Raw genomic sequence first — 22,663 nt, forward strand, 5'->3', positions numbered from 1 at the left:
GCGTTTCCGGTCAGGCGCCGTTCGGCGCCGTCCACGGCGCGCGGTCGTAGAAGAAAATCCCGTGCGGCGAGCGTCCGACCGCAATCGTCTTGATGAGCTTGTGCGTGCTCATGTCGATGATGCCGACGTGCTTGGCGAAGCGGAACGTGACCCACAGATAGCGCTTGTCGGCGGAGAGTTCCATGTCGTCGGGGCCCGGCAGCAGGCCCGTGATGTCGCCGACGTTCGTAAGCGTGTTTTCGTCGATGATGCTGATCGTGCTGGCCACGCGGTTGGTCACGGCGACATGCACGCCGTCGTCGAGCGAGCGGAAGTTGTGCGCGCCCTTGCCCGTCTGGATCCGCTTGATGACCTTCTGATTGCGCCAATCGACGACGGCAACGTCGTCTTCCCCGGTCATGCCGACGAGCAGATACTTGTCGCCCGGCGTAAACCACAGGCCCGCCGGCGTATCGCCGACCTTCATCTTCCACTTGACCGTCTGCGTCGCCAGATCGACGGCCGCGACTTCGCCCGACACCTGCAGCGTGACGAACACGGTCTTGTTGTCGCTCGAGAACGCCATGTGGCTCGGCATGACCGCGAGCGGCACGCGCTTGACGAGCGTCGGCGTCTCCGTCTTCGAGTCGTACGAGTAGATGTCGAGGTGATCGAGGCGCAGCCCCGTCGTCACGAACCACTTGCCGTTCGGCGAGAAACCAAGCTGATAAGGATCTTCGATGTTTTCGATGCGTTTTTGCCGCGCGCCCGTTTTCGGATCGATGAACATCAAATCGTTCGATACCGAGTTGGCCACGATCAGCGAGCGGCCGTCCGGCGTCAGCATCAAGTGATGCGGCTCCTTGCCCGTCGGAATCTTGGCGCCGACGACCTGCTCCGTCGCCTGGTCGATCAGCGAGAGCGTCGCCTCGCCCGAATTGAGAATGATGACGTTGTTCGCGTGCGCCATGGGGGACGCCACCGCTGCCGCGACGAATGCCGCAGCGAGCGCGCCGGCGAGCCGTTTGGCACGCGTCGCGCAAGAAATGAAAGAGATAAGCATGAGAACTCGTTCTAAAAAACCGCCGCCATCATAAAACGTTTGCGCCATGGCGCGGTTGACCAGGATCCAAAAAACAAGGGGCGATAGCGCGATAATGCGCGGCCGATGTGGGGCGGCATCGCTCCGCCCCTGCCCGGATCATCGCTGCATCGACTCCCACACTTTGTGCAGGCGCTTGACGGAGACCGGCATCGGCGTGCGCAGTTCCTGCGCGAATAGCGAAACGCGCAATTCCTCGAGCAGCCAGCGGAATTCCGCGAGCCGCGGATCGGACACCCCGCCGCGCGCGGACTGTGCCCGCTGGTACGGCTGCAGCAGCGGCTGCATCTCGCCGAACGAGCGCGCGTCCCGGGCCGAATCGGCCTTGAGCTTGTCGATCCGCTGGCCGATCGCTTTCAGGTATCGCGGGAAATGCGCGAGCTGCGCGTACGGCGTATCCAAGACGAAGCGCTTGCCGATCAGCGCCTGCAGTTGCTGCTGCATGTCCGCGTAGGCTTGCGCAAACGGCTTGGCCTGCGCCAGCTTCTTCGTTACAGCCGCGTATTCGGCGAGGATTTGTCCGACCAGACGCGCGATCTCCTGCGCCAGCAGCGACAGCCGTCCCTTGCCCTCGTCGCGGCGCGCGTGGAAGCTCGCGTCGTCGGCGGGCAGCGGCTCTTGCAGGCAAGCGCGCTCGAGCGTCATATCGATCAGTTGATCGCGCAGTTCTTCCTGCGTGCCGAGCGGCATATACTGCATCGCCATCTCGCGCAAACCCGGCAGGTTTTTCTCCAAATACTTGATCGGCTCGCGCAACTGCATCGCAAACAAGCGCCGCAGCCCGGCCCGGTGGATGCGCGCGGCTTCCTCGGGCGAGTCGAAAACCTCGACGTCGCAGTGCGTCGCCCGGTCGACGAGCGCGGGGTAGCCGAACAAGGTCTGGCCGCCGCGCCGGATCTCGAGCAGCTCGGGCAGCTTGCCGAAATTCCACGTGGTCAGATTGTCATAGAGCGCCGTCGCGGCGGGCGCCGCGGACCCGATCTGAGCGCCCGGGGTACTTGCCGCTCCGAGCGCGTCCGCGCGGCGCGCATCGCCCGCCCGCGCCCCGCCCGGTTGCCGGGCGCCGGCTTGCGCCGCGCGCGCCGCCCCGCCTTCGTCCAGTGTGACGCCCGCGGCAAGCTTTTGGAAATGCCGCTGGGCGTCGGCGCCGAGTTCCGAGCGCAGTTGCGCGAGGTTGCGGCCCATCGCAAGCTGCCGGCCGTGCTCGTCGACGACCTTGAAGTTCATGAACAAGTGCGCGGGCAGCGTCTCGAGCTTGAAATCGGTTGACTTGAGCGCGATTTGCGTCTGCTCGCGCACGTCGGCGATCAGCGTCTCGACGAGGCCGCCGGCGCCGAATCGCGCTTCATGGCGCGCGGAGAACGCGGCCGCATACTCGGGCAACGGCACGCAGTGCCGGCGCAGCTTCTGCGGCAACGACTTGAGCAGCAGTTGCACCTTCTCCTTGAGCATGCCCGGCACGAGCCATTCCGTGCGGCGCGGATCGACCTGATTCAGTGCGTAAAGCGGCACCGTCAGCGTGACGCCGTCGCGTGGCGAGCCGGGCTCGAAATGGTACCCGAGCCCCATCTCGACGCCGGCCATCGTCATGCGCTTCGGAAAGAGATCCGTCGTGACGCCCGCCGCCTCGTGCCGCATGAGATCGTCGCGCGACAGATAGAGCAAGCGCGCCTTGTCCTCGGGCTGCCCGCTCTTCTTGACTTCGTCGCGATACCAGCGTTCGAACGCCGCTCCCGTGTGGATACCCGCGGGCAACGCTTGATCGTAGAAAGCGAAGATCAGTTCGTCGTCGACCAGCACGTCCTGCCTGCGCGACTTGTGCTCGAGCTGCTCGATGTCGAGCAGCAGCTTGCGGTTGTGCGCGAAGAACGCGAGTTTCGTATCGAACTCCCCGTCGACCAGTGCGCCGCGGATGAACAGCTCCCTCGCCCGCGCCGGGTCCTGGCGCCCGAAGGCAACGCGGCGGCGGTGATAGACGGGCAGGCCGTAGAGCGCCGCCCGCTCGAACGCCGTCACCTGCGCCGCGCGCTTTTCCCAGTGCGGCTCGGACAGCTGCTTCTTCAGCAGATGGCCTGCCACCTTCTCGATCCACTCAGGTTCGATTTTGGCCAGGCAGCGCGCGTAGAGCCGGCTCGTCTCGACGAGTTCGCCGGCCATGACCCAGCGCCCGGCCTTCTTCACGAGCGTCGAACCCGGCCAGAGGAAGAACTTGATGCTGCGCGCGCCGAGATAGTGCGGTTCGTCGTCGGCCTTCAGGCCGACATTGCCGAGCAAACCCGTCAGCAGCGCCAAATGGATCTGCTCGAACGTCGCTTCACTTTCGTTCAGACGCCAGCCATGCTCGCGCACGACCGTCAACAACTGCGAATGCACGTCGCGCCATTCGCGCAGCCGCAGATGCGACAGGAATTGGGCGCGGCAGGCATCGACGAGCTGCCGGTTCGACTTCTTGTGCGCGACGGCCTCGCCGAACCATTTCCAGATTCCGAGCCACTGCATGAACTCCGAGCGCTCGTCGGCAAAGCGCCGGTGGGCTTGGTCGGCTTGCTCCTGCGCGTCGGCGGGCCGCTCTCGCGGATCCTGCACCGATAGCGCGCTCGCGATGATCAGCACCTCCGCCAGCGCCTGCTGATCGCGCGCGGCGAGAATCATGCGCCCCACGCGCGGATCGAGCGGCAAGCGCGCGAGTTCGCGGCCGAGCGGCGTCAGCGCGTTGTCGTCGTCCACCGCGCCCAGCTCGGCCAGCAGCTGGTAGCCGTCCGCGACGGCGCGGCCGGGCGGCGGCTCGATGAACGGGAACGACTCGATCTCCGTCAGGTGCAGCGACTTCATCCGCAAAATGACGGCCGCGAGCGACGAGCGCAGAATCTCGGGATCGGTAAAGCGCAGCCGCCCCTGGAAATCGGCTTCCTCGAACAGGCGGACGCAGATGCCGTCGGCCACCCGGCCGCAACGGCCGGCCCGCTGATTCGCGGCCGCCTGCGAAATCGACTCGACCTGCAGCTGCTCGACCTTGTTCCGGTACGAATACCGCTTCACGCGCGCGAGGCCTGTGTCGACGACGTAGCGAATCCCCGGCACCGTCAGCGAGGTTTCCGCGACGTTGGTGGCGAGCACGAGCCGCCGCGCGTTCGACGGCTTGAACACGCGCGACTGCTCCTCGGCCGACAGCCGCGCGAACAGCGGCAAGATCTCGGTGTGCGGCGGATGGTGCTTGCGCAGCGCCTCCGCGGCTTCGCGGATCTCGCGCTCGCCCGGCAGGAACACGAGCACGTCGCCCGGGCCCTCCCGGCACAGTTCGTCGACGGCATCGACGATCGCTTCCATGAGGTCGCGGTCGGCGTCGCGCGTGCTTTTAGCGCGCTCCTGCCCGGACCTTTCCTGGCCGGAGCGGTCGGGACGCTCGCGCCCCGTCGTCCCCTGTGCCGACTTGATCGCCGCGCTCTGCTCGGCGACGGGCCGATACCGCATCTCGACCGGATAAAGCCGTCCGCTGACCTCGATCACCGGCGCCGGCCGCGTTTCGGTGCCGAAGTGGCGTGAGAAGCGCTCGGCATCGATCGTCGCCGATGTCACGATCAGCTTCAGGTCCGGCCGCTTAGGCAGGATCTGCTTCAGATAGCCGAGCAGAAAGTCGATGTTCAGACTGCGCTCGTGCGCCTCGTCGATGATGAGCGTGTCGTAGGCGCGCAAAAGCGGATCGGTCTGCGTCTCGGCCAGCAGGATGCCGTCCGTCATCAGCTTGACCGACGCGCCCGGTGCCAAGTTATCGGTGAACCGCACCTTGTAGCCGACGACTTCGCCGAACGGCGTGCCGAGTTCCTCGGCGATGCGGCGCCCCGTCGCGGAGGCCGCGATACGGCGCGGCTGCGTGTGGCCGATGAGGCCCGTGCCGCCGGCGCCGAGCCCGCGGCCGAGCGACAAGCAGATTTTCGGCAGCTGAGTCGTCTTGCCCGAGCCGGTTTCGCCCGACACGATCACGACCTGATGGTCGCGGATCGCACGCGCGATTTCCTCGCGCCGCCCCGACACGGGCAGCGCGGCCGGAAAATCGATCGGTGGAACGGGATTCGGCGGGACGGCGGGGCGGCGCGGATTTTCGGGGCGCGGCGCGCGTGGTGCTCGGACCTCACTCGCGGCCGGACTTTTGGATACGTTCGACATGGGGGCGCATTATAATCCCGGGATGAATTCTCAAACCGACCTCGCCCCCATGCCAGAGAGCGCCCCGGCCCGGCCCGCGGCGCCCGAATCCGAAGCCGTCTCGCACGCCCAGTTCGTCGACTGGATGCGATCGGTCGCCCCTTACATCCACGCGTTCCGCAACAAGACATTCGTCGTCGGATTCGGGGGCGAAGTGGTCCATGAAGGGCTGCTCAGCGCGCTCGTCTCCGACATCGCGCTGCTGCAGGCCATGGGGATCCAGATCGTGCTCGTGCACGGATCGCGCCCGCAGGTCGAAGAGCAGATGAGTTTGCACGGCGTGCAGTCGGAGTTCTCGCACGGCATGCGCATTACCGACGCGCGCGCGCTCGAATCGGCCAAGGAAGCGGCCGGCGAAGTGCGGCTCGACATCGAGGCGGCCATCAGCCAAGGTTTGCCGAACACGCCGATGGCCCACGCGCACATCAGCGTCGTCTCGGGCAACTTCGTGACGGCGCGGCCGGTCGGGATTCTCGACGGCGTCGATTTCCAGCACACGGGCATCGTGCGCAAGGTCGATGCCGAGTCGATCAAGCATTCGCTCGCGAGCCGCAAGCTCGTGCTGCTATCGCCGCTGGGCTTCTCGCCGACGGGCGAAGCATTCAACTTGTCGATGGAAGACGTCGCCTCGGCGGCGGCAATCGCGCTGCGCGCGGACAAGATCATCTTCCTGACCGAAACACAGGGCCTCGTCGACGATGCGGGCGACCTGACGCAAGAACTTTCTCTGGATGACGCCTACAAGCTGCTCGACAGCGGCGAAGTCAAGGGCGACTCGGCGTTTTATCTGAAGCATGCCGTGCGCGCCTGCCGCGGCGGCGTGCCGCGCGCGCACATCATTCCGTACGGGCTCGACGGCAGCCTGCTGCTCGAATTGTTCCTGCACGACGGCGTCGGCACGATGATCTCGTACGAGAACCTCGAAAGCCTGCGCGAAGCCACGCCCGACGACGTCGGCGGCATTCTCACGCTGATCGAGCCGCTCGAGTCCGACGGCACGCTGGTCAAGCGCGGCCGCCACCAGATCGAGCGCGACATCGATCACTTCTCGGTCATCGAGCACGATAGCGTGCTGTTCGGCTGCGCGGCACTGTACCCCTACCCGCAGGAGCGCATCGGCGAGATGGCGTGCCTGACCGTCGCCCCCGACGCGCAAGGCGCCGGCGACGGCGAGCGGCTGCTCAAGCGGATCGAGCAGCGCGCGCGTGCGCGCGGGCTCACCCGCATCTTCGTGCTGACGACGCGCACGGAGCACTGGTTCTTGAAGCGCGGCTTCGTCAAGGCCACTGTGGACGATCTACCCGAAGACCGCCGCCGACTCTATAACTGGCAGCGCAAGTCGCTCGTGCTGATGAAGCACCTTTGAGCGAACGAGCAACGCTGCCCGCCCCACCGACTACAGGAGAAATTCACAATGGCCCGCATGGTTCAATGCGCAAAGCTCGGCAAGGAAGCCGAAGGACTCGATTTTCCGCCGCTGCCGGGCGAGCTCGGCAAGCGGATCTACGAGAGCGTCTCTAAGGAAGCCTGGCAAGCCTGGCTCAAGCATCAGACGATGCTCATCAACGAGAACCGTCTGAACATGGCCGATCCGCGCGCGCGTCAGTACTTGATGAAGCAGACGGAAAAATTCTTCTTCGGCGAAGGCGCCGATCAAGCGAGCGGATACGTGCCGCCGTCGCAAGGCTAAGCGGCCGGCGCCGCTTCACCGCTCTACCGCCCCGCCTTCCTTCAGCCGCCGGCTCGCCGCATCACGCGAGCCGGCGCGCGACTCACCTTCCGAGCAGCTACTTCGCTCCGTCGCTACGCGACAAGCGTATGAAGCTCGGCGCGCACTCGCCCTTGCTCGACGATCAGCCGGCCCGCCGATACCGGCAGCTTGAAACGGCGCGGCCCCGCACTGCCCGGATTGACGAACAACACGCCATCGCGCGTGACGATCGACGGCTTGTGTGAATGTCCCGTGACAACCGCATCGATACGCTGCGCCGACGCATCGATGTCCAAATCGGCGATGTCGTGGACGACGTGAATCGCCGCACCGCCGATCGTCAGCGTGGTCGCGACCGGCAACTCGTCGGCCCACGCTCCGTGATCGTTGTTGCCGCGCACGGCCGTCACCGGCGCGATCCGCGCGAGTGCTTCGAGTACATCGGGTTGGCAAATGTCGCCCGCGTGAACGATGGCATCGACGCCGGCCAGCCAAGCCAATGCCTCCGGCCGCACGAGATTGTGCGTGTCGGAGATCAGGCCGATGCGGACGACGTTGCGCGCGCTGGGCATAAACGAGTCGATAAACGGTGCAAAGACGGGCGAGCCGAGGCTCGTTCGATTTCAAGCAGCGGCCGCGGCGCCTTGACGATGACCGAGCAGGCCGCGCGAGCGGTGCAATGCCGCGCGCGCGCCGCGCGTCGCCATGACGGCGCCCACCTGCCCGAGATTGAAATCGAGCGACACCATCAATTCCATGAGTTCGACCATCGGCAAGACGACGGTCGGGCTGTACAGCCGTTGTTCGATGAGCTTTTTCATGGCGACTCTCCTGGCTTGCCAAGCGGAGCAGCCTATGCCCCGTCATGCAACCTTGATCGCCATTGTAGGGACGCGCGCGATGCCGATAAATACGCTAAATCGAAAGTCAGAAGTCGTGAGACACGAACAATCGCGGCGCGCCCTATCCGTGTCCCGGTTATTCGAGCGGCGCGCCCGCGAACGCCGGGAGCGCCTCCGCGCGTTCGGACAGCGCAGCCAGCGCCGGATGGCGGCTCGCTTCGACGACACCCGGGAGGATGTGCTGCGTGAAGCGCCAGGCAACCGCCACGGTGATGTCGGCCTGCGTGATTCGGTCGCCGCAGAGCCAATCGCCGGCACGCGCGCCCGCGACGCCATGCTCCAGCGTCTCGTAAGCAGCGGCCAATTGCACCTGCAAACGCTCGAGCCACGGCGCATGCTGCTTTTCCTGCGGCCGCAGCTTTTGCTCGTAGGCGATCTGCACCGTCTTCTCACAGGCCGCGAGCCCGAAACCGATCAGATGCAGCGCGCGCCGGCGCGCCGCGGCCTCTTGGGGCAGCAGCCGCGCTTGCGGCGCGACGCGCTGATCGAGGTAATCGAGAATGAGCGTCGATTCGATCAATTGCGTACCGTCGTCGTCGATGAACGTCGGCGCCTTGACCGTCGGATTGATCTCCCGGAATTGATCGAACTGGCGAAATACCGAGACCGGACGATGCTCGAACGGGATCTCGAGCACGGCCATCGAAACGGCGACGCGCCGGACGAACGGGGAATCCATCATGCCGATCAGTTGCATCGATACCTCTCTTCTTTTGAAGTGATTGGGGTGACGCGCACCGCAGACGCTAGTTTGCCGTCCCGCGCGCGCCGCCCGCAAGCGCGCAGCCGTCGATTGGCAGAAAAAGAATGAGGAATGCCGGCGAACGTCGAAGGTCCGCTGGGCCGACAGCATCAAGCGATGCTTGCGGGGCGGAACGCCTTGCAGGCAACGCAGCCGCCCGGGAAGAGTCAAACGAAGGAAGGGTCTCGATGGGAGGCAACGATCATGACGAGGACCACGGGATGACTGGCGGCATGTGCCGTCGCACTGGCAACGAGCACGGCCTGTACGCCCCTATCGTCCGACTACGCCTATTCGACGACGGTCCGTTTGCACGACGGAACGATCGTGAACTGCGACGTCAACGAGTCGCCGGCCAGCACGGCGCCGGAACAAAATGGCCTCACGCTGACGCAGGAGCGCCAGGCTGAAGTGTTGGCCACCCAGAGGCTGCGTGTGCTGAGCGGTCCTTACTCGCCCTACCCGACCCCTTATACCGCGCCGATCGTGCATTGCCGGCCCGCTGCGTGAACGAGCCGGTCCCGAGGCGTCCTCGGGGCTAGCCGCCCCTATCGACTGATTGCCAACTCGTCGGCGTGAACCGGCAGTTCGTTGTCCTCGGCGAATCGCATGACGAACTCAAATGCTTCCGGGCAGATCTCGGCGAGTTCGCCGGACACGCTCAAACACCGGACACCGGCGTCGACGAACGGGATGGCCAGCCAGGTGGACGCGACGCCGCGGCCCGGCCGCCGTTCCTTGACGAAGAGCGTGATGACGCCGGCGAGACGCTCCGCCCAGTCGCCCGGGCGGAACTGCTTGCCGCCGTGCGTGACGCCGACGATTCGATGGCCGGCACGGCCGAAGCCGGGGATTCGATTAGGTGGATGATCGATGGTCGTCATGCGGAGTCGAACGATTGTGTCAACGGCGTGCCGTGCGCCGGCTGTGGATGCATCGAAGCGGGGCTACCCTGCGGGCTCAACCGGAATGCAGCCACCGTTTCGTCGAGCATGCGAGCCTGCTCCTCGAGCGACGCGGCGGCGCCCGCCGCCTCTTCGACAAGCGCGGCGTTTTGCTGCGTCGCGCGGTCCATGTGCGATACGGTGACGTTGATCTCTTCGATACCCGCCGACTGGCGCTCCGATGCGGTGCTGATCTCGGACACGATCTGCGTCACCTCGCGCGCGGCGTCGACCACGTTCGCCATGGTCGCGCGGGCGCGCTCGGCAAGCTGCGTGCCGCTTTGAACCTTGGAAACGGAGGCCGTCATCAGCTCGCGGATCTCCTTGGCGGCGACCGCCGAGCGCTGCGCGAGCGCCCGGACCTCGCCCGCGACGACGGCGAATCCACGCCCCTCCTCTCCCGCCCGCGCCGCTTCGACCGCGGCATTGAGCGCAAGGATGTTCGTCTGGAATGCAATGCTCTCGATCGCGCCGATGATGTCGACGATGTGTTCGGAGTCGGCCGACATATCCGCGATCGCGCCGACGATCTCGCTCACGACCTCGCCGCCGCGCCGCGCGGTGGTCGACGCCGTCTCGGCCAATACGCTTGCGTCGCGCGCGTGGCGGGCGTTTTGCGCAACGGTGCCCGTCAGCGTCTCGAGACTCGCGGCGGCTTGCTGAAGCGCGGCGGCCTGGTGTTCCGTTCGCTCGGATAGATCGGCATTGCCGCTGGCCATGTCGTGCACGCCATGCCGGATTTCGGCCGTTCCTTCGCGCACGCGCATCACGGCGGCACCGAGGCTTTGCTGCATGCGCGCCAGTGCCGCCATCAGCCGTCCCATCTCGCCGCCGTGCGACGTATCGATCGTCGACGTCAGATCGCCGGCCGCGATGCGCTCGAAATGGTCGATGGCCGCGCCGATCGGCTTGATCACGGCCGCGCGTAAGAATCCGCGCGCGAGAACGGCGAACGCCACCGACGCCAAACCGACGACGGTAAAGAGCCACAGCAAGCCGCGAAAGCGCCCGTGCACGGCCGTGAAGTGCCGGCTCTGAGCCTGCACCTGAAAATTCATGAGTTGCCGGGCCGCTTGCTTGTAGTCGGCGAAGATCGTCTCCGGCGCCTGCCGCTCGACCATTCGAAACGACGCGAAATCGTCCTGATCGAGCGCCGATACCTCGGGCGCGATCACTTGCTTGATGAGCTTGCCGCGCGCGGTACGCAACGCATCGGAGAGCGCGGCCTGCGCATCGTTCGACACCGGCAGCGCGTTGAACACGGCAAGCGCGCGATCGCTTGCCGCCAGCGCGGCATGCACGCGCTCGAGCGTCGCCGCCGTCGGCTTGCCTTGCGCGACGAGCGTTTCGTAACCGCCGAGATCGACCCGCGCCTGCAACAGGTTATCGGTGCTGTCGGCCAGCGACGTCAGGGCGGCAGTCTCGCCGTGATACATCGTCTGGAACGCGGCGTTGGCCGATTGGAGCACCGCTATCGACGCGGCGATGACGAGGAGGAGCGCCCCGGTGTAGCCGAGGACCGTCGCGGTCAACGCAGCACGAATGTTAGTCGTCCTTAGCATGCTGTATTCCCGTCCTTTGCGTGAGACCGGAGTAAAAAAAAGGCGGCAGGCGAAGTAGCTCGCCGCCGCCCTTGAATTGCCGACCGGAGGCGGCAACGTCTTGGAGGAGGAGGGAAAATCAGAAGCGCGTGCGGATACCCGTGGCGACCTCGAGCTGGTTGGTGTGGCCGAACGTCGTGCTGACCGTGTAGCCGCCGTGCAGCTTCATGTAGTCCGCCGCCAGATACAGCTCGGTGCGCTTCGAGAGGTGATAGAACGTGGAGGCGTAGATCGTCTCCTTGAAGCCGTTGTGAACCGTCGTGGCCGCCGGATCGAACAGGCCCGAGTTCGCGTTCGGGATGTTGCCGTTCGTATCATAGGCCGCGTTCTTCACGTGCATCTGCTGATAGCCGAGCTCATAGTCGAGGGGACCGTGCGGCGCGAGCTTGAACGATACCGTCCACGCATTGTCCTGCCGATCGCCGAGCGAGCCCTGGTTGCCGAGGTAATGGAAGTAGCCCGCGTTCACCCGGCCGATGCCGAAGCGATAGTCGCCGCCCAAGGACCAAGTCTGATCGGTGAAACCACCGTTGTTCGTGTGGTCGTAGAAGCCGCCGAACGAAAAGCCGGGACCGTTGTAGCCGAGCGCGGCCTGGTAGCCCGAGCCCGTGGCGAATTGCGTCGAGTTGCTGAACTGATAATCGGCGGCTGCATAAATGCCGTTATTGAAAAGCTTGCGCCACGCGATGCTGTTTTCCGAACGCGTGCCGGTCGGGCCCGCCGCGTAGAACACCAATTGCTTGAAGTTGTTCGAGTTCGTGTAGGCGCCTTCCTTCGTCGAAAACGTCGTGCTGACGTACGGGTCGGCATACAAGCCCGAGAAGTCCTTCGCGATCGTATCCTGGAAGCCGACCGTGATCTTGCCCAGCGTCGGGTTTTCGAGGCCGACCCAAGAATCGCGATCGAAGAATTGCGTGCCGTCTTCGCCTTGACCGTTGGCGACGACGTACTCGCTCTCCAACGTGAAGATAATCTTATTGCCGCCGCCGATGTCCTCGGCACCGCGCAAGCCCCAGCGGCTGCCGCTGAACCAGGGCTCGCCGGCATGGCCCATGCCGATCACGTGATTGCCGGCCGCGTTGGCGTTCGTCGTATAGGTGACGGCGCTCATATCGATGAGGCCATACAGCTGCACGCTCGATTGCGCGTGCGCACCGGTTGCCACCAATGCGCCAGCCGTCAGCGCCAACGTCCGATAGGTCTTCTTCAAGATCATCTCCTCACTTTACTGCGTTGAAATTGTGTTCTTGTGAGCACGCATGCAATTCGCCGCGAATTTCATTTCACTTCGTTTCGCTTTGCCTTGCTTGCGTCGCAATGGAGACAATCCTATTCGCCCCTATCCTTCACGCTCCTTTCGTGTATGTTTAGTACAACTAAGTAGTTTCACGTAAACCGCTTGACGTAGTCAGCTAATTCAATCGAGCGAGCGAATTCTTCGGCTCATTAGGAGCTGTCCTTCGCTCGCAACACATAGCCGAGCCCGCGCAGCGTCATGATTTGCGCGGTCGAATGCATCAAATGCTTACGTAATCGATGAATGTAAATATCGATCGCATCGGCACTCGGCTCGTCTTCGAGGCTATAGACGCTGTCCATGAGCGCCGTCTTCGACACGGTCTTGCCCTGCTTGAGCATCAGCGCCTCGAGGATCGCGTGCTCGCGACGGCGCAGCGCGAGCGGGACGTCGTTGTGGCTGAACTCACGCGTGTTCGTGTTGTACTGCAAATCGCCGCACACCATCGAAACCGACTTGCCGCCCGCTTGCCGCCGGATCAGCGCCTTGATGCGCGCGATGAGCTCTCTCGCATCGAACGGCTTGACGACGTAGTCGTCCGCGCCCGCGCTGAAGCAGTCGACCTTGTCGTCGATCGATCCGTGTGCCGTCAGCATCAGCACCGGCGCATTGTCGCCACGCCGCCGCAACCGCGCGAGCACGTCCTTGCCGCTCATCCGCGGCAGCCGCATGTCGAGCAAGATGACGTCGTAACGCTCCGTCAGCAGCACGGCATCGGCCGACTCGCCGTCCGACACGCAATCGACGGCGAAGTTCTCGCCCTGCAGCAAGTTGACGATCCAGTGCGATAGATCGGCGTTGTCTTCCACCAGCAGCAGCTTCATCGTGTCATTCCTTCCATGCCGGCAGGCGCACGGTGGCGACCAGCCCCACCCGCCCCTCGCCCGGCGCGACCGCGACGGTTCCGCCGTGCGACTGCGCAATGCGCTGCACGATGGAAAGACCGAGGCCCGTTCCTTCCACGTCGGTCATACCGCGATAAAAACGTTCGAAAACGTGGGCGCGCATCTCGGCGGGAATGCCGGGCCCGTTATCGACGACCTCGAGCACGACCTCGTCGCTCACGCGGCGGCATCGCGCGGTGACAAAGCCGCCCTCTTGGTTATAGCGGATCGCGTTGTCGACCAGGTTATCGACAAGCGCGGTCAAAAGCTGTTCGCTGCCCGCGACGCGCAGGTCGCCCTCGTCGATTTCGGCGCCGAGATCGATCTCGCGGCGCTGCGCGGACAAGATCAGTTCCTCGAGCACCGACGACACGACCTGCGTCATATCGACAGGCACGTTCGGCGCCGGCGACGGCGCCGATTCCGCCCGCGCGAGCAGCAGCAATTGGTTCGTGATCTCGGTCATCTTGCGGCTCGTGCGATGAATGCCCGCAAGCGCATCGGACAGGGCGGGCCCTTCGGCGACGCTTTGGCGCGCGCACTCCACCTGCGTGTCGAGCAGCGTCAGCGGCGTACGCAGCTGATGCGCGGCGTCGGCAATGAACTGGCGCTGCGTGCTCGTGTGCAGCTTGAGCCGCGCGATGCACTGATTGATCGCATCGACGATCGGCCGCAACTCGGTGGGCAAGCGATCGACGCGTACCGGCTCGAGCTCCATCGGATCGCGGTCGGCCACGTCGTCCTTCAACTTCATGAGCGGACGCAGCTCAGTCGTGAGACCGATCAGCACGAGCAGCAAGGCGAGCACGAGCATCAAGCCTTGCCGGACCAACTGCGGATGCCACAACTGCGCGACCATCCCTTCGCGCGAAGCCTGCGTCTTCCCGACGATCACGGTGACGGTCAGCGCCATCCCGAAGTTGTACAGTTGCCGCTGATACGCCACGGCGCGAATCGATTGACCGTCGAGCGTCGTGTCGTAGAACATGGGATAGTCGGCCGGCTTATGAGAAACCGGTAAATCCAGATCGGGCGTGCCGCCGAGAAGCCGGTCGCCGGCCACGACCTTGTAGAAGACGTGATCGCGATAAGGCGACTCGAAGATCTCCAGCGCCGCGGGCGGAATGTCCGCCGTCAACTCGCCGTTGCTCCAATCGACGTCTTCTCCGATGGTGCGCGCCGAGGCGAGCAACTCGTTGTCCTGCAGCAAATCGGCCGTTTGGCGGGCCGCGTCGTAGGCCATCACCCCGGCCACGAGCATGAATGCCCCTAACGGCAACAGCACCCACCAAAGCAAGCGGGCGCGCAAACTGTGCATCATCGATCGACGCCCCTGTGTTCTGAGTGGCGAGTGCCTTGCACTAACACCGATACTAATACTGACACTGCTGCTAAATGCACTGCGGCTCGTGCCGCGCCGACGCGCTCGGCGTCGGCGCGGCACGAGCCGGCCGCATCAAGCGCGCCTTCACGGCGCGATACGCTTAGAACGCGGCAGGTCTCCATTTCAGCAAACGCTTCTCCAAGCGGGTCAGCAAGTAGTCGCAAGCCAGCGCCACGACGGCCAAGACGATCATCGCCGCGAACACGCCGCTCGAGTTGAACGCGCCCTGCGCCGTCGAGATCAGCAAGCCGATACCTTGCTTCGAACCGAGGAATTCGCCGACGACCGCACCGACGAGCGCGAAGCCGAAGCTCACGTGCAAGCTCGCCAAGATCCACGACAGCGCCGACGGAATCACGACCGCCGTGGTCAGCTGCCGCTTCGACGCGCCGAGAATCTGCGCATTGGCGATCATATAGCGGTCGGCTTCACGCACGCCTTGGAAGGCGTTGCCGAAGACGACGAAGAACACCATGACGACGGCGAGCGCCACCTTCGACGCCATGCCCAAGCCGAGCGCGATCACGAACACGGAGCCGAGCACGACGCGCGGAATCGAGTTTGCAATTTGGATGTAGAGGCTGAACACGTCGGACAGCAGCTTGTTGCGTCCGAGCACGACGCCGCAAATCACGCCGGCAACCGAGCCTATCGCAAAGCCGATCATCGTCTCTTCCAGCGTGACCCAGACCTGCATGAGCAGCGGCCCTTGCGAGGTGCCGTTGACGAACCAGTCGACGATCTGCGCGAAGATCATCGACGGCATCGAGAAGAAGAACGGATCGATCCACTTCATCCGTCCCGCGACTTCCCAGCCGCCGAGCCAGACCACGAGCACGAGCAGGCGCAGGCCGATGATCAGCGCGCGACGCTGGCGCAGCCGTTGCTGCGCCGCTTTTTCCACCTCGGCGAGCGACGTATCGGCCGGGCTCGCTTTGGGTTGTTCGAAGGTAGTAGCCATAGTGGACATCTCAGTCTTTCCGGTATTCAGAGTCAAGCAATCTGCACTTCTTCGCGCAGGTCGCGCCAGATGTCCCGCGACAGTTCGATGAAACGCTGTTCGTAGCGGATCTCCGACGTAATGCGCGGGCGCGGCAGGTCGATTTCGTAGACCTTCTTCAGCGTGGCGGGACGCGCGGTCAGCACGAACACGCGGTCGGCGAGCGCGATGGCTTCCTCGAGATCGTGCGTCACGAAGACGACCGAGCCCTTGTTGGCCGACCACAGTTGCAGCAATTCGTCCTGCATCAGCGTGCGCGTCTGCATGTCGAGCGCCGAGAACGGCTCGTCCATCAGCAAGATCTCGGGCTTGTTGATGAACGTCTGCGCGAGCGCGACGCGTTTGCGCATGCCGCCCGACAACTGATGCGGATAGTGGCTGCCGAATTTTTCGAGGCCGACGCGGCGCAGCCAGTCCTTGGCTTCCTCGTGCGCCGAGGCCTTCGAGCGGCCACGGAACATCGGACCGGCGGCGACGTTATCGAGCACCGAGCGCCACGGAAACACGGCGTCGGCCTGGAACACGAAACCGATGCGCGGATCGATGCCCGTGACCGGGTTGCCCATGACGCGCACGCTGCCGGTCGTCGGTTTGAGCAGACCCGTGATCATGCTGAGCGTCGTCGACTTGCCGCAGCCGGTGGGGCCGACGACGGCGATGAATTCGCCCTTGGCGACGGACATGCTGAAATCGCGCAGCGCGATCGTCGCTTTGCCGTCGGGGGAAATGAAGCGGCATGACACCGAGTCGAACTCGATGACGGGAACGTCAGGAGAAGCAGCGTGGTTCATCAGAGCAATCCAAGCATTTGGGGGTGGGCGCCCAAACCGCGGCGCCCGGGGTACGACAGGGGGAGACTGCATCGGGCCGACCTAGCCGCACGCCGGTGCCGGGCCAGGCCGCCCCTTTTGATTCTTGATTCTCGTTCGACGCTTACTTCGCGGCAACGAACTCGTTCGTGTACGTCTTCGACAAATCGACGTGCTTGCCCTTGATCGCCGGGTTGAAGCCCGACAGCACCTTGAGCACCGTCGCCGGGCCGTCGGCCGGCATCTTGCCGTCCGACGTGTACATCGGCAGCGACGCCTTCAATGCGCTCACGTAAAGCGCCTTGTCCTTCTGGTAGTCGGCCGGCATCTTCGCGGCGATTTCCTCGGCGCTGTGCGTGTGGATGAACTGCATCGTGCGCACGAACGCATGCGCGAGCTTCGCGGCGTCGGCCTTGTGCGCATCGGCCCAGGCCGACTGCACGTACAGGCTCGAGGCCGGATAGGTGCCGCCCAGCGCCGCCTTGGTCCCTTCCACCGAGCGCATGTCGACCAGCACCTTGGCGTCGCCCGTCGCAAGCAGCTTCGAGACGGTCGGCTCCGTCGTCATGCCCGCGTCGATGCGCGCTTGCTTGATCGCTGCGATGAAGCTTGCGTCGGCGCCGACGGGCAGCATCGTGTATTGCGACGACGGGATACCGTGCTGCCCTGCCAGATACTGCGTGAGGAAGCTCGTCGACGAGCCGAGGCCCGTCACGCCGAGCGTCTTGCCTTTGACGTCGGCCATCGACTTGAGCGTCTCCGACGCCTTCGTCGACACCATTTCGACCTCGCCCGGGACCTGCCCGAACACGACGATCGCCTTCACGTCCTTGCCCTTCGTCTGCAAGTCGATCGTGTGATCGTAGAAGCCGACGACGGCTTGCACGGCACCCGCGAGCAATTCGTTCTCGGCGTCGACGCCAGCAGGCTGCGACAGCAACTCGACGTCGAGCCCTTCATCCTTGAAGTAGCCGAGCTGCTGCGTCAGCTCCGCGGGCAAGTAGATGAGCTTGGTGATGCCCCCGACCATGATGGTGATCTTGCCGCTGTCGGCGGCCATCGCGCCATGCGAAGCCATACCGAACAGCAAAGCGGAAGCGAGAGCGAAAGTGCGGATTTTCCGCGACGTCGGTTGCATTCGAGTGTCTCCTCATTATGTCGGCGCGTTTTTGCGCCGGGTTGCATCGATGGAGCGATTCTAGGTGTAACAATCCTTCCCGAGCCTTTCACAGCATAGGGCGAGGTATACGGGATTACCATGACCGATAATCGGGGCTGCCGCCGGCCGGCTCCGGCTGCTCCGACCGGCTGCGCGCCCGCTTCCGGCCGGGATTCGCGGCCAAGCGGCCCATGCGCCGCGGTCATGCCGGCGCATTCATTTCCGCGACCTCCCGAGCAAGCCGGCATAGCGCATCGCGCAAGGCCGGCGGTTCGAGCACGCGCACGCGCGGCCCAAGCCGCAGCAATTGGCGCGCCGCCTGGCGCTCTTCTTCGACGGGCAGCGTCACGCGGCACCACCCCTCATCGTCCGGCAAACCGCAAACCGCTCGATCGGCTGCCGCGGCGCCGAGCGCATGCAAGTCGGAGATCGCCTCGCGTTTCACGAGCAGCGTCGCCGTGTCCTTGAGCAAATTCTGTTCGAAGCGAACGACCATCTGCGACCAGTGCGCCTGCAAGTCGAAGCCGTCGGGGCGCTCGAACGTCTCGTCGAGCATCTCCAGATCCTCGATGCTCGACGCCTTGTAGATGCCGATCCGAGTGCGCGCCTTGGCGACGAGATACCAATTGCCCGCTTTCAACACGAGGCCGAGCGGCGCGCATCGGCGCAACTGCGTGTCGCTCCAGCTCCGGTAGTGCATCGCGATGCGCTTTTGCTCCCACACGGCAGTGGCGAGCAGCGGCAGCAAGGGAGCCGGCTCGGGCCGCCGGTACCAATCGACGGGGTCGATATGCAGCCGCGACCCGATGCGCGACGCGCCGGCCGCCCCCTTGGGCAGCGCCGCCACGAGCTTCAGTTGCGCCGAACGCAACGGCTCGGCGAGCCCGAGCGCGTCGGCCGCGCCGGGCAGCCCGGCGATCGGCAGCGTCTCGGCTTCCGCGCGCGTCATGCCGGTCAAATCGGTGCGATACCCGTCGAGCAAGGCGAAGCCGCCGCCTGGGCCACGATCGGCATAAACGGGGACACCCGCCGCGCTCAATTGGTCCACGTCCCGATAGACGGTACGGACCGAAACCTCGAACTCGTCGGCCAACGCCCGCGCCGTGATTCGGCCGCGCGCCTGCAGCATCAACAGCATCGAAACGAGTCTGCCGGTCCGCATCGCGCACCTCCCGAATTCATGACATCCCTTGTCAGCTATCCAGGATTATAACGATCGCAACGGAGCCTCATCGCGAGAGCGCGCTTACACGGCGGCACGGCGTCCGGAAACGACACCAAGAAAGCCGCGGGCGCGCCCGCGCGAGAACCAATAAGGATCTGCACTCGAGATGAGTACAACGACGCGTACAACCGGCACGACCACTACCGGCCGTCATCACGGCCCGTCGCACGGCAATCTGACCGTGCTTCAAGGCGCGGCACTCTACGTCGGGGCCGTCCTCGGCACCGGCGTCATCGCGCTGCCGGCACTGGCGGCGAAAGTCGCCGGTCCGGCCTCGCTGCTGGCCTGGCTCGCGCTCGTGGTGCTCTCCGCGCCGCTGGCCGCGACGTTCGCCGCGCTCGGCGCGCGCTACCCGATTCGGGCGGGGTCGCAACCTACGCGCGCCAAGCGTTCGGCGCACGCGCCTCGGCGATCGTCGGCTGGTGCTTTTATTTCGCCGTTCCCGCCGGCGCACCGGCCGCCGCGATGTTCGCGGGCGCCTATGTCGCCGCCGCCGTCGGCGGGGGCGAGCAGACGGTGCTGCTCACGAGCGCCGCACTGCTCATCGTCGTCACGGCCGCGAATGCATTCGGCGTCACGATCTCGGGCCGCATGCAACTCGTGCTCTCCACACTGCTCGTCGCGCTGCTGCTCACGGCCGTCGCCGCATCGGCGCCCCATGCGCACGCGGGCAATCTGCATCCGTTCGCTCCGCACGGGTGGTTCGCCGTCATACCCGCGGCCGCGCTGCTCGTCTGGAGCTTCGCCGGTTGGGAGGCGATCACGCACTTGGCCGGCGAATTCAAGCATCCGTCGCGCGACCTGCCGCTCGCGTCTAGCATCGCCGTGGTCGTCGTGGGTGCGCTGTACCTAGCGGTTGCGCTCGCCAGCACGCTCGTGCTCGGGCCCTCGGCAGGCAACTCGGCCGCGCCGCTCGCCGAACTGCTCGTGGTCGGCATCGGCGGCAATGTCCGCGTACTCGCCGCGGCCGCGGCCATCCTGCTCACGCTCGGGACGATGAACGCCTATTTCGCCGGGGCGGCCAAACTCGGGGCGGCGTTGGGACGCGACGGCGCACTGCCGGCCTGGCTCGCGGCGGGAAGCCTGGCCGGGGACGTGCCGCGCCGCAGTCTCTCCGTCATCGGACTACTTGCGGCGCTCAGCATGGTCGTCGTTGCCGTGGCCGGCGTCGGCCCGAAGCCGCTCGTGCTGATGACGACGGGCTCGTTCGTCACTGTCTACGCCCTCGGCTGCGCGGCGGCGTTGCGTCTGCTGCCACGGGGGACGGCCGCCCATCGCTGCGCGCAGTGCGCGCTCGTGTGCGTCGTCGCGCTATGCGTGGCGACCGGATGGTTTCTGCTCTGGCCGCTAGCGATGAGCGGCTGCGCCCTGCTCTACCTGCATGTGAACAGCCGCCGTCGCGCACGAGCGGCAGCCTTGCGGTGCGACGTATCCTGACCTTTCGTTCAGCATTCACGGGCACCGTGCATTTTAAGTAAGCATTACCCCACAGGCACCGGCGCGCCGGTGCCGGCCCGCTGATCGCGCGTGCCCTTGCCGGATCAACGCCCGCCGGTCCCTAGTTCCCGATCCGTCCCCCGTCAAGCTAGGAGAAAGCCACCCTCAAGCTTTATATCTCAGAGCCGATAAAGAGGCAGGCGAATATTAGATAAGCGACGGCTGTCCCTCTTTTGCTCCATGTTTTCGGAACACTTCCATCGCGGGCGAAACCCGCGCCCGCTATGCCGTCTCGCGCTCACGCTCTCGATGCTGCTCGCGGCAGGCCCGGTCGAAGCCGCTCAGACAGATGCGGGCGGCGCCGGCGCGTCGGCCGATCTGGCCTCGATGCCGCTCGAAGCGCTGATGCAGGTAAAAGTTAGGACTGCTACCTTATTCAGCCAGTCCGTCGCCGATGCACCCGCAGCCGTCGTCGTGCTGACGGCCAAAGACATCCAAGCCTTCGGCTGGCGCACACTGGGCGATGCCCTCGCTTCGCTGCCCGGGCTCTACACATCGTACGACCGGACCTACACGTACCTGGGTGCGCGCGGCTTTCAACGGCCCGGCGACTACAACAGCCGCTTCCTGCTGCTGATCGACGGCATGCGCGTGAACGACTCCGTCTACGATCAAGCGCCGATCGGCGACGACTTTCCGCTCGACATGGACCTCGTCGAGCGCATCGAATACGTACCGGGCCCCGGCTCGGCCATTTACGGCTCGAACGCGCTGTTCGGCGTGATCAACGTCGTCACGAAGCAAGGCAGCGATATCGACGGTGCCCAAGTCGCGGCGGCGGCCGGCAGCTTCGGAGAAAAGCGCGCGCGCGCCACCTACGGCTGGCACGGTAGCAGCGGCGCCGATCTCGTGCTGTCGGCGACGACGTACGACCGCAGCGGGCAAAGCCTGTATTACCCCGAATTCGATACGCCCGATCAGAACAACGGCGTCGCGCAAAACCTCGACTACGACCGAGCGCAGTACCTGTTCGCCAAGTTCGCCGACCAGGACTTCAGGATCAGCGCCGGCTACGGCAACCGCACCAAGGGCGTGCCGACCGCCGCCTATCAGGCCGTATTCGATACGCCCGGAAGCACGACCGACACGCACAGCTTCATCGACGTCACGTACAACCATGCCGTGACGAACGGGATCGAAATCGCTTCCGAAGTCTATTGGCAGCGTTACGACTATTCCGAGGACGGCCTGTACGGCTCGCCGGCGATCGAAAACATCGACGGCGACAAAGCGATCTGGTACGGCGCCGACGTGCATGCAACGCTGTCGTCGATCCCGCGCAACAAGCTCGTCGTGGGTCTGAGCGCGATGCGTGACGCGGCCCGCAATCAATTCAACTACAACGTCGATCCCTATCAGTTGATCCTCGACGATCAGCGCAGCAGCAATTCCGTCGGCGTCTATGCCGAAGACGAGATCCGGCTGCCGTGGCACTTCACGTTGAATGCGGGCGCGCGCGTCGATCGGGACACGACCGTGGGCACGAACGTGAGCCCGCGGTTCGCGCTGAACTACAAGCCGACGAGTGCGGACACGTTCAAGCTGATCTATGGGCAAGCCTATCGCGCGCCCAACGCCTACGAGCTCTACTACTCGGATCCCGGCCCCGGCGGCCAGCTCGGCAATCCATCCTTGCGCCCCGAGCACATCACGACGGCCGAATTCGTCTACGACCGCGCGTTCGGCGAAAACGCGCACGCGACGGTGTCGCTGTTCCGCTATGAAATGCGCGACCTGATCAGCGAGACGCTCGATCCGTCGGGCGCCTATATCTTCGAGAACGTCAGCCGCGCGCAAGCGCGAGGCGTCGAGTTCGCCTACGAGCAAGACATCGCGTCGATCGCGCAAGTGAGAGCCAGCTACTCGTGGCAGTTCGCCCGCGACAGCGACACGGGCGCGGTACTGCAAAACTCGCCGCGCCACCTCGGCAAGCTGAACGTCATCGTGCCGCTGTTCCATCATGCCGCACGCGTCGGCGCGGAAATGCAGTGCGCCTCGGCGCGCATGGCCGAGGTGGGGTACGCCGCCGGGTACTGCCTCGGCAACGTGACGATCGGCAGCAACCGCCTCGTACCGCACGCGGACGTTTCGTTCTCGGTCTACAACGTGACCGACAAGCGATACGCCGATCCGGCGGGGCCGAACTTCACGCAGAACGTGATCCCGCAGCAGAGCCGGACCTTCCTGCTCAAGCTCGTCTACGGTTTTTGACATGCGAGCCGCG

At 65.0% G+C, this 22,663-nt stretch carries 18 protein-coding genes and 1 pseudogene; 5 read left to right on the top strand and 14 right to left on the bottom strand.

Annotation, left to right across the window (positions count from 1 at the left end):
- Positions 1-10: 10 nt before the first annotated feature.
- Together DWV00_RS15455 and hrpA are read right to left on the bottom strand one after the other, a co-directional pair.
- On the bottom strand, positions 11-1,042 hold the full coding sequence (locus DWV00_RS15455) for a YVTN family beta-propeller repeat protein (RefSeq protein ID WP_115534657.1): 1,032 nt from the start codon (positions 1,040-1,042) through the stop codon (positions 11-13).
- A 138-nt stretch (positions 1,043-1,180) separates the two neighbouring features.
- A complete protein-coding gene (gene hrpA / locus DWV00_RS15460; RefSeq protein WP_115534465.1) occupies positions 1,181-5,245 on the bottom strand; it encodes an ATP-dependent RNA helicase HrpA in 4,065 nt (1,354 codons plus the stop codon).
- A gap of 22 nt (positions 5,246-5,267) precedes the next feature.
- On the opposite strand from hrpA, the gene argA reads away from it, so the two are divergent.
- Positions 5,268-6,650: an amino-acid N-acetyltransferase gene (gene argA / locus DWV00_RS15465; RefSeq protein WP_115534466.1), complete on the top strand. Its 1,383-nt coding sequence runs from the start codon at positions 5,268-5,270 to the stop codon at positions 6,648-6,650.
- Between the two features lie 48 nt (positions 6,651-6,698).
- A complete protein-coding gene (locus DWV00_RS15470; RefSeq protein ID WP_115534467.1) occupies positions 6,699-6,974 on the top strand; it encodes an oxidative damage protection protein in 276 nt (91 codons plus the stop codon).
- 113 nt (positions 6,975-7,087) lie between these two features.
- Here the strand turns inward: DWV00_RS15470 and DWV00_RS15475 are convergent, their stop codons facing one another.
- The 3 genes from DWV00_RS15475 to DWV00_RS15485 form a co-directional block, all read right to left on the bottom strand.
- Complete coding sequence (locus tag DWV00_RS15475; protein WP_115534468.1) at positions 7,088-7,567, bottom strand: metallophosphoesterase family protein; 480 nt, start codon at positions 7,565-7,567, stop codon at positions 7,088-7,090.
- Between the two features lie 51 nt (positions 7,568-7,618).
- Positions 7,619-7,816 (bottom strand): hypothetical protein, encoded by a 198-nt coding sequence (locus DWV00_RS15480; RefSeq protein WP_115534469.1) that lies wholly within the window; start codon positions 7,814-7,816, stop codon positions 7,619-7,621.
- 157 nt (positions 7,817-7,973) lie between these two features.
- Entirely contained in the window at positions 7,974-8,594 is a 621-nt protein-coding gene (locus DWV00_RS15485; RefSeq protein ID WP_115534470.1) for a glutathione S-transferase family protein, read from the bottom strand.
- 354 nt (positions 8,595-8,948) lie between these two features.
- Here DWV00_RS15485 and DWV00_RS15490 point away from each other — a divergent pair, with 354 nt between their 5' ends.
- A complete protein-coding gene (locus tag DWV00_RS15490; RefSeq protein WP_245964893.1) occupies positions 8,949-9,149 on the top strand; it encodes a hypothetical protein in 201 nt (66 codons plus the stop codon).
- A gap of 38 nt (positions 9,150-9,187) precedes the next feature.
- Here the strand turns inward: DWV00_RS15490 and DWV00_RS15495 are convergent, their stop codons facing one another.
- The 9 genes from DWV00_RS15495 to DWV00_RS15535 form a co-directional block, all read right to left on the bottom strand.
- The gene (locus tag DWV00_RS15495) at positions 9,188-9,523 is read right to left on the bottom strand and encodes a DUF3579 domain-containing protein (RefSeq protein ID WP_115534472.1); all 336 of its coding nucleotides are present in this window, start codon (positions 9,521-9,523) and stop codon (positions 9,188-9,190) included.
- A complete protein-coding gene (locus tag DWV00_RS15500; protein WP_115534473.1) occupies positions 9,520-11,145 on the bottom strand; it encodes a methyl-accepting chemotaxis protein in 1,626 nt (541 codons plus the stop codon). Before DWV00_RS15500 ends, DWV00_RS15495 begins: the two co-directional genes overlap by 4 nt.
- Before the next feature lie 118 nt (positions 11,146-11,263).
- Positions 11,264-12,394, bottom strand: a complete 1,131-nt coding sequence (locus DWV00_RS15505) for a porin (RefSeq protein WP_484419728.1) — start codon at positions 12,392-12,394, stop codon at positions 11,264-11,266.
- Between the two features lie 236 nt (positions 12,395-12,630).
- The gene (locus DWV00_RS15510) at positions 12,631-13,305 is read right to left on the bottom strand and encodes a response regulator (RefSeq protein ID WP_115534475.1); all 675 of its coding nucleotides are present in this window, start codon (positions 13,303-13,305) and stop codon (positions 12,631-12,633) included.
- A gap of 4 nt (positions 13,306-13,309) precedes the next feature.
- Positions 13,310-14,686, bottom strand: coding sequence for a sensor histidine kinase (locus tag DWV00_RS15515; RefSeq protein ID WP_115534476.1), 1,377 nt, complete (start codon positions 14,684-14,686; stop codon positions 13,310-13,312).
- A gap of 163 nt (positions 14,687-14,849) precedes the next feature.
- Entirely contained in the window at positions 14,850-15,710 is an 861-nt protein-coding gene (locus DWV00_RS15520; protein WP_115534477.1) for an ABC transporter permease, read from the bottom strand.
- Positions 15,711-15,742: 32 nt separating this feature from the next.
- Complete coding sequence (locus DWV00_RS15525; RefSeq protein WP_115534478.1) at positions 15,743-16,540, bottom strand: ABC transporter ATP-binding protein; 798 nt, start codon at positions 16,538-16,540, stop codon at positions 15,743-15,745.
- A gap of 142 nt (positions 16,541-16,682) precedes the next feature.
- Entirely contained in the window at positions 16,683-17,696 is a 1,014-nt protein-coding gene (locus DWV00_RS15530) for an ABC transporter substrate-binding protein (protein WP_115534479.1), read from the bottom strand.
- Positions 17,697-17,919: 223 nt separating this feature from the next.
- On the bottom strand, positions 17,920-18,879 hold the full coding sequence (locus DWV00_RS15535; RefSeq protein WP_115534480.1) for a helix-turn-helix transcriptional regulator: 960 nt from the start codon (positions 18,877-18,879) through the stop codon (positions 17,920-17,922).
- 169 nt (positions 18,880-19,048) lie between these two features.
- Here DWV00_RS15535 and DWV00_RS15540 point away from each other — a divergent pair.
- Positions 19,049-20,379, top strand: a pseudogene (locus DWV00_RS15540) (APC family permease).
- A 240-nt stretch (positions 20,380-20,619) separates the two neighbouring features.
- A complete protein-coding gene (locus DWV00_RS15545; RefSeq protein WP_484419729.1) occupies positions 20,620-22,650 on the top strand; it encodes a TonB-dependent receptor plug domain-containing protein in 2,031 nt (676 codons plus the stop codon).
- Positions 22,651-22,663: the final 13 nt, after the last annotated feature.

It is taken from the genome of Trinickia dinghuensis, assembly GCF_003367175.1.
GTDB lineage: Bacteria > Pseudomonadota > Gammaproteobacteria > Burkholderiales > Burkholderiaceae > Trinickia > Trinickia dinghuensis.

Excerpts from the sequence above, each read along its gene's own strand:
- DWV00_RS15480 (WP_115534469.1), bottom strand. The coding sequence starts at position 7,816 with ATGAAAAAGCTCATCGAACAACGGCTGTACAGCCCGACCGTCGTCTTG.
- DWV00_RS15455 (WP_115534657.1), bottom strand. The coding sequence starts at position 1,042 with ATGCTTATCTCTTTCATTTCTTGCGCGACGCGTGCCAAACGGCTCGCC.
- hrpA (WP_115534465.1), bottom strand. The coding sequence starts at position 5,245 with ATGTCGAACGTATCCAAAAGTCCGGCCGCGAGTGAGGTCCGAGCACCA.
- DWV00_RS15495 (WP_115534472.1), bottom strand. The coding sequence starts at position 9,523 with ATGACGACCATCGATCATCCACCTAATCGAATCCCCGGCTTCGGCCGT.
- DWV00_RS15545 (WP_484419729.1), top strand. The coding sequence starts at position 20,620 with ATGTTTTCGGAACACTTCCATCGCGGGCGAAACCCGCGCCCGCTATGC.
- DWV00_RS15510 (WP_115534475.1), bottom strand. The coding sequence starts at position 13,305 with ATGAAGCTGCTGCTGGTGGAAGACAACGCCGATCTATCGCACTGGATC.
- argA (WP_115534466.1), top strand. The coding sequence starts at position 5,268 with ATGAATTCTCAAACCGACCTCGCCCCCATGCCAGAGAGCGCCCCGGCC.
- DWV00_RS15470 (WP_115534467.1), top strand. The coding sequence starts at position 6,699 with ATGGCCCGCATGGTTCAATGCGCAAAGCTCGGCAAGGAAGCCGAAGGA.
- DWV00_RS15530 (WP_115534479.1), bottom strand. The coding sequence starts at position 17,696 with ATGCAACCGACGTCGCGGAAAATCCGCACTTTCGCTCTCGCTTCCGCT.
- DWV00_RS15475 (WP_115534468.1), bottom strand. The coding sequence starts at position 7,567 with ATGCCCAGCGCGCGCAACGTCGTCCGCATCGGCCTGATCTCCGACACG.
- DWV00_RS15515 (WP_115534476.1), bottom strand. The coding sequence starts at position 14,686 with ATGATGCACAGTTTGCGCGCCCGCTTGCTTTGGTGGGTGCTGTTGCCG.
- DWV00_RS15525 (WP_115534478.1), bottom strand. The coding sequence starts at position 16,540 with ATGAACCACGCTGCTTCTCCTGACGTTCCCGTCATCGAGTTCGACTCG.
- DWV00_RS15520 (WP_115534477.1), bottom strand. The coding sequence starts at position 15,710 with ATGGCTACTACCTTCGAACAACCCAAAGCGAGCCCGGCCGATACGTCG.
- DWV00_RS15500 (WP_115534473.1), bottom strand. The coding sequence starts at position 11,145 with ATGCTAAGGACGACTAACATTCGTGCTGCGTTGACCGCGACGGTCCTC.
- DWV00_RS15535 (WP_115534480.1), bottom strand. The coding sequence starts at position 18,879 with ATGCGGACCGGCAGACTCGTTTCGATGCTGTTGATGCTGCAGGCGCGC.
- DWV00_RS15485 (WP_115534470.1), bottom strand. The coding sequence starts at position 8,594 with ATGCAACTGATCGGCATGATGGATTCCCCGTTCGTCCGGCGCGTCGCC.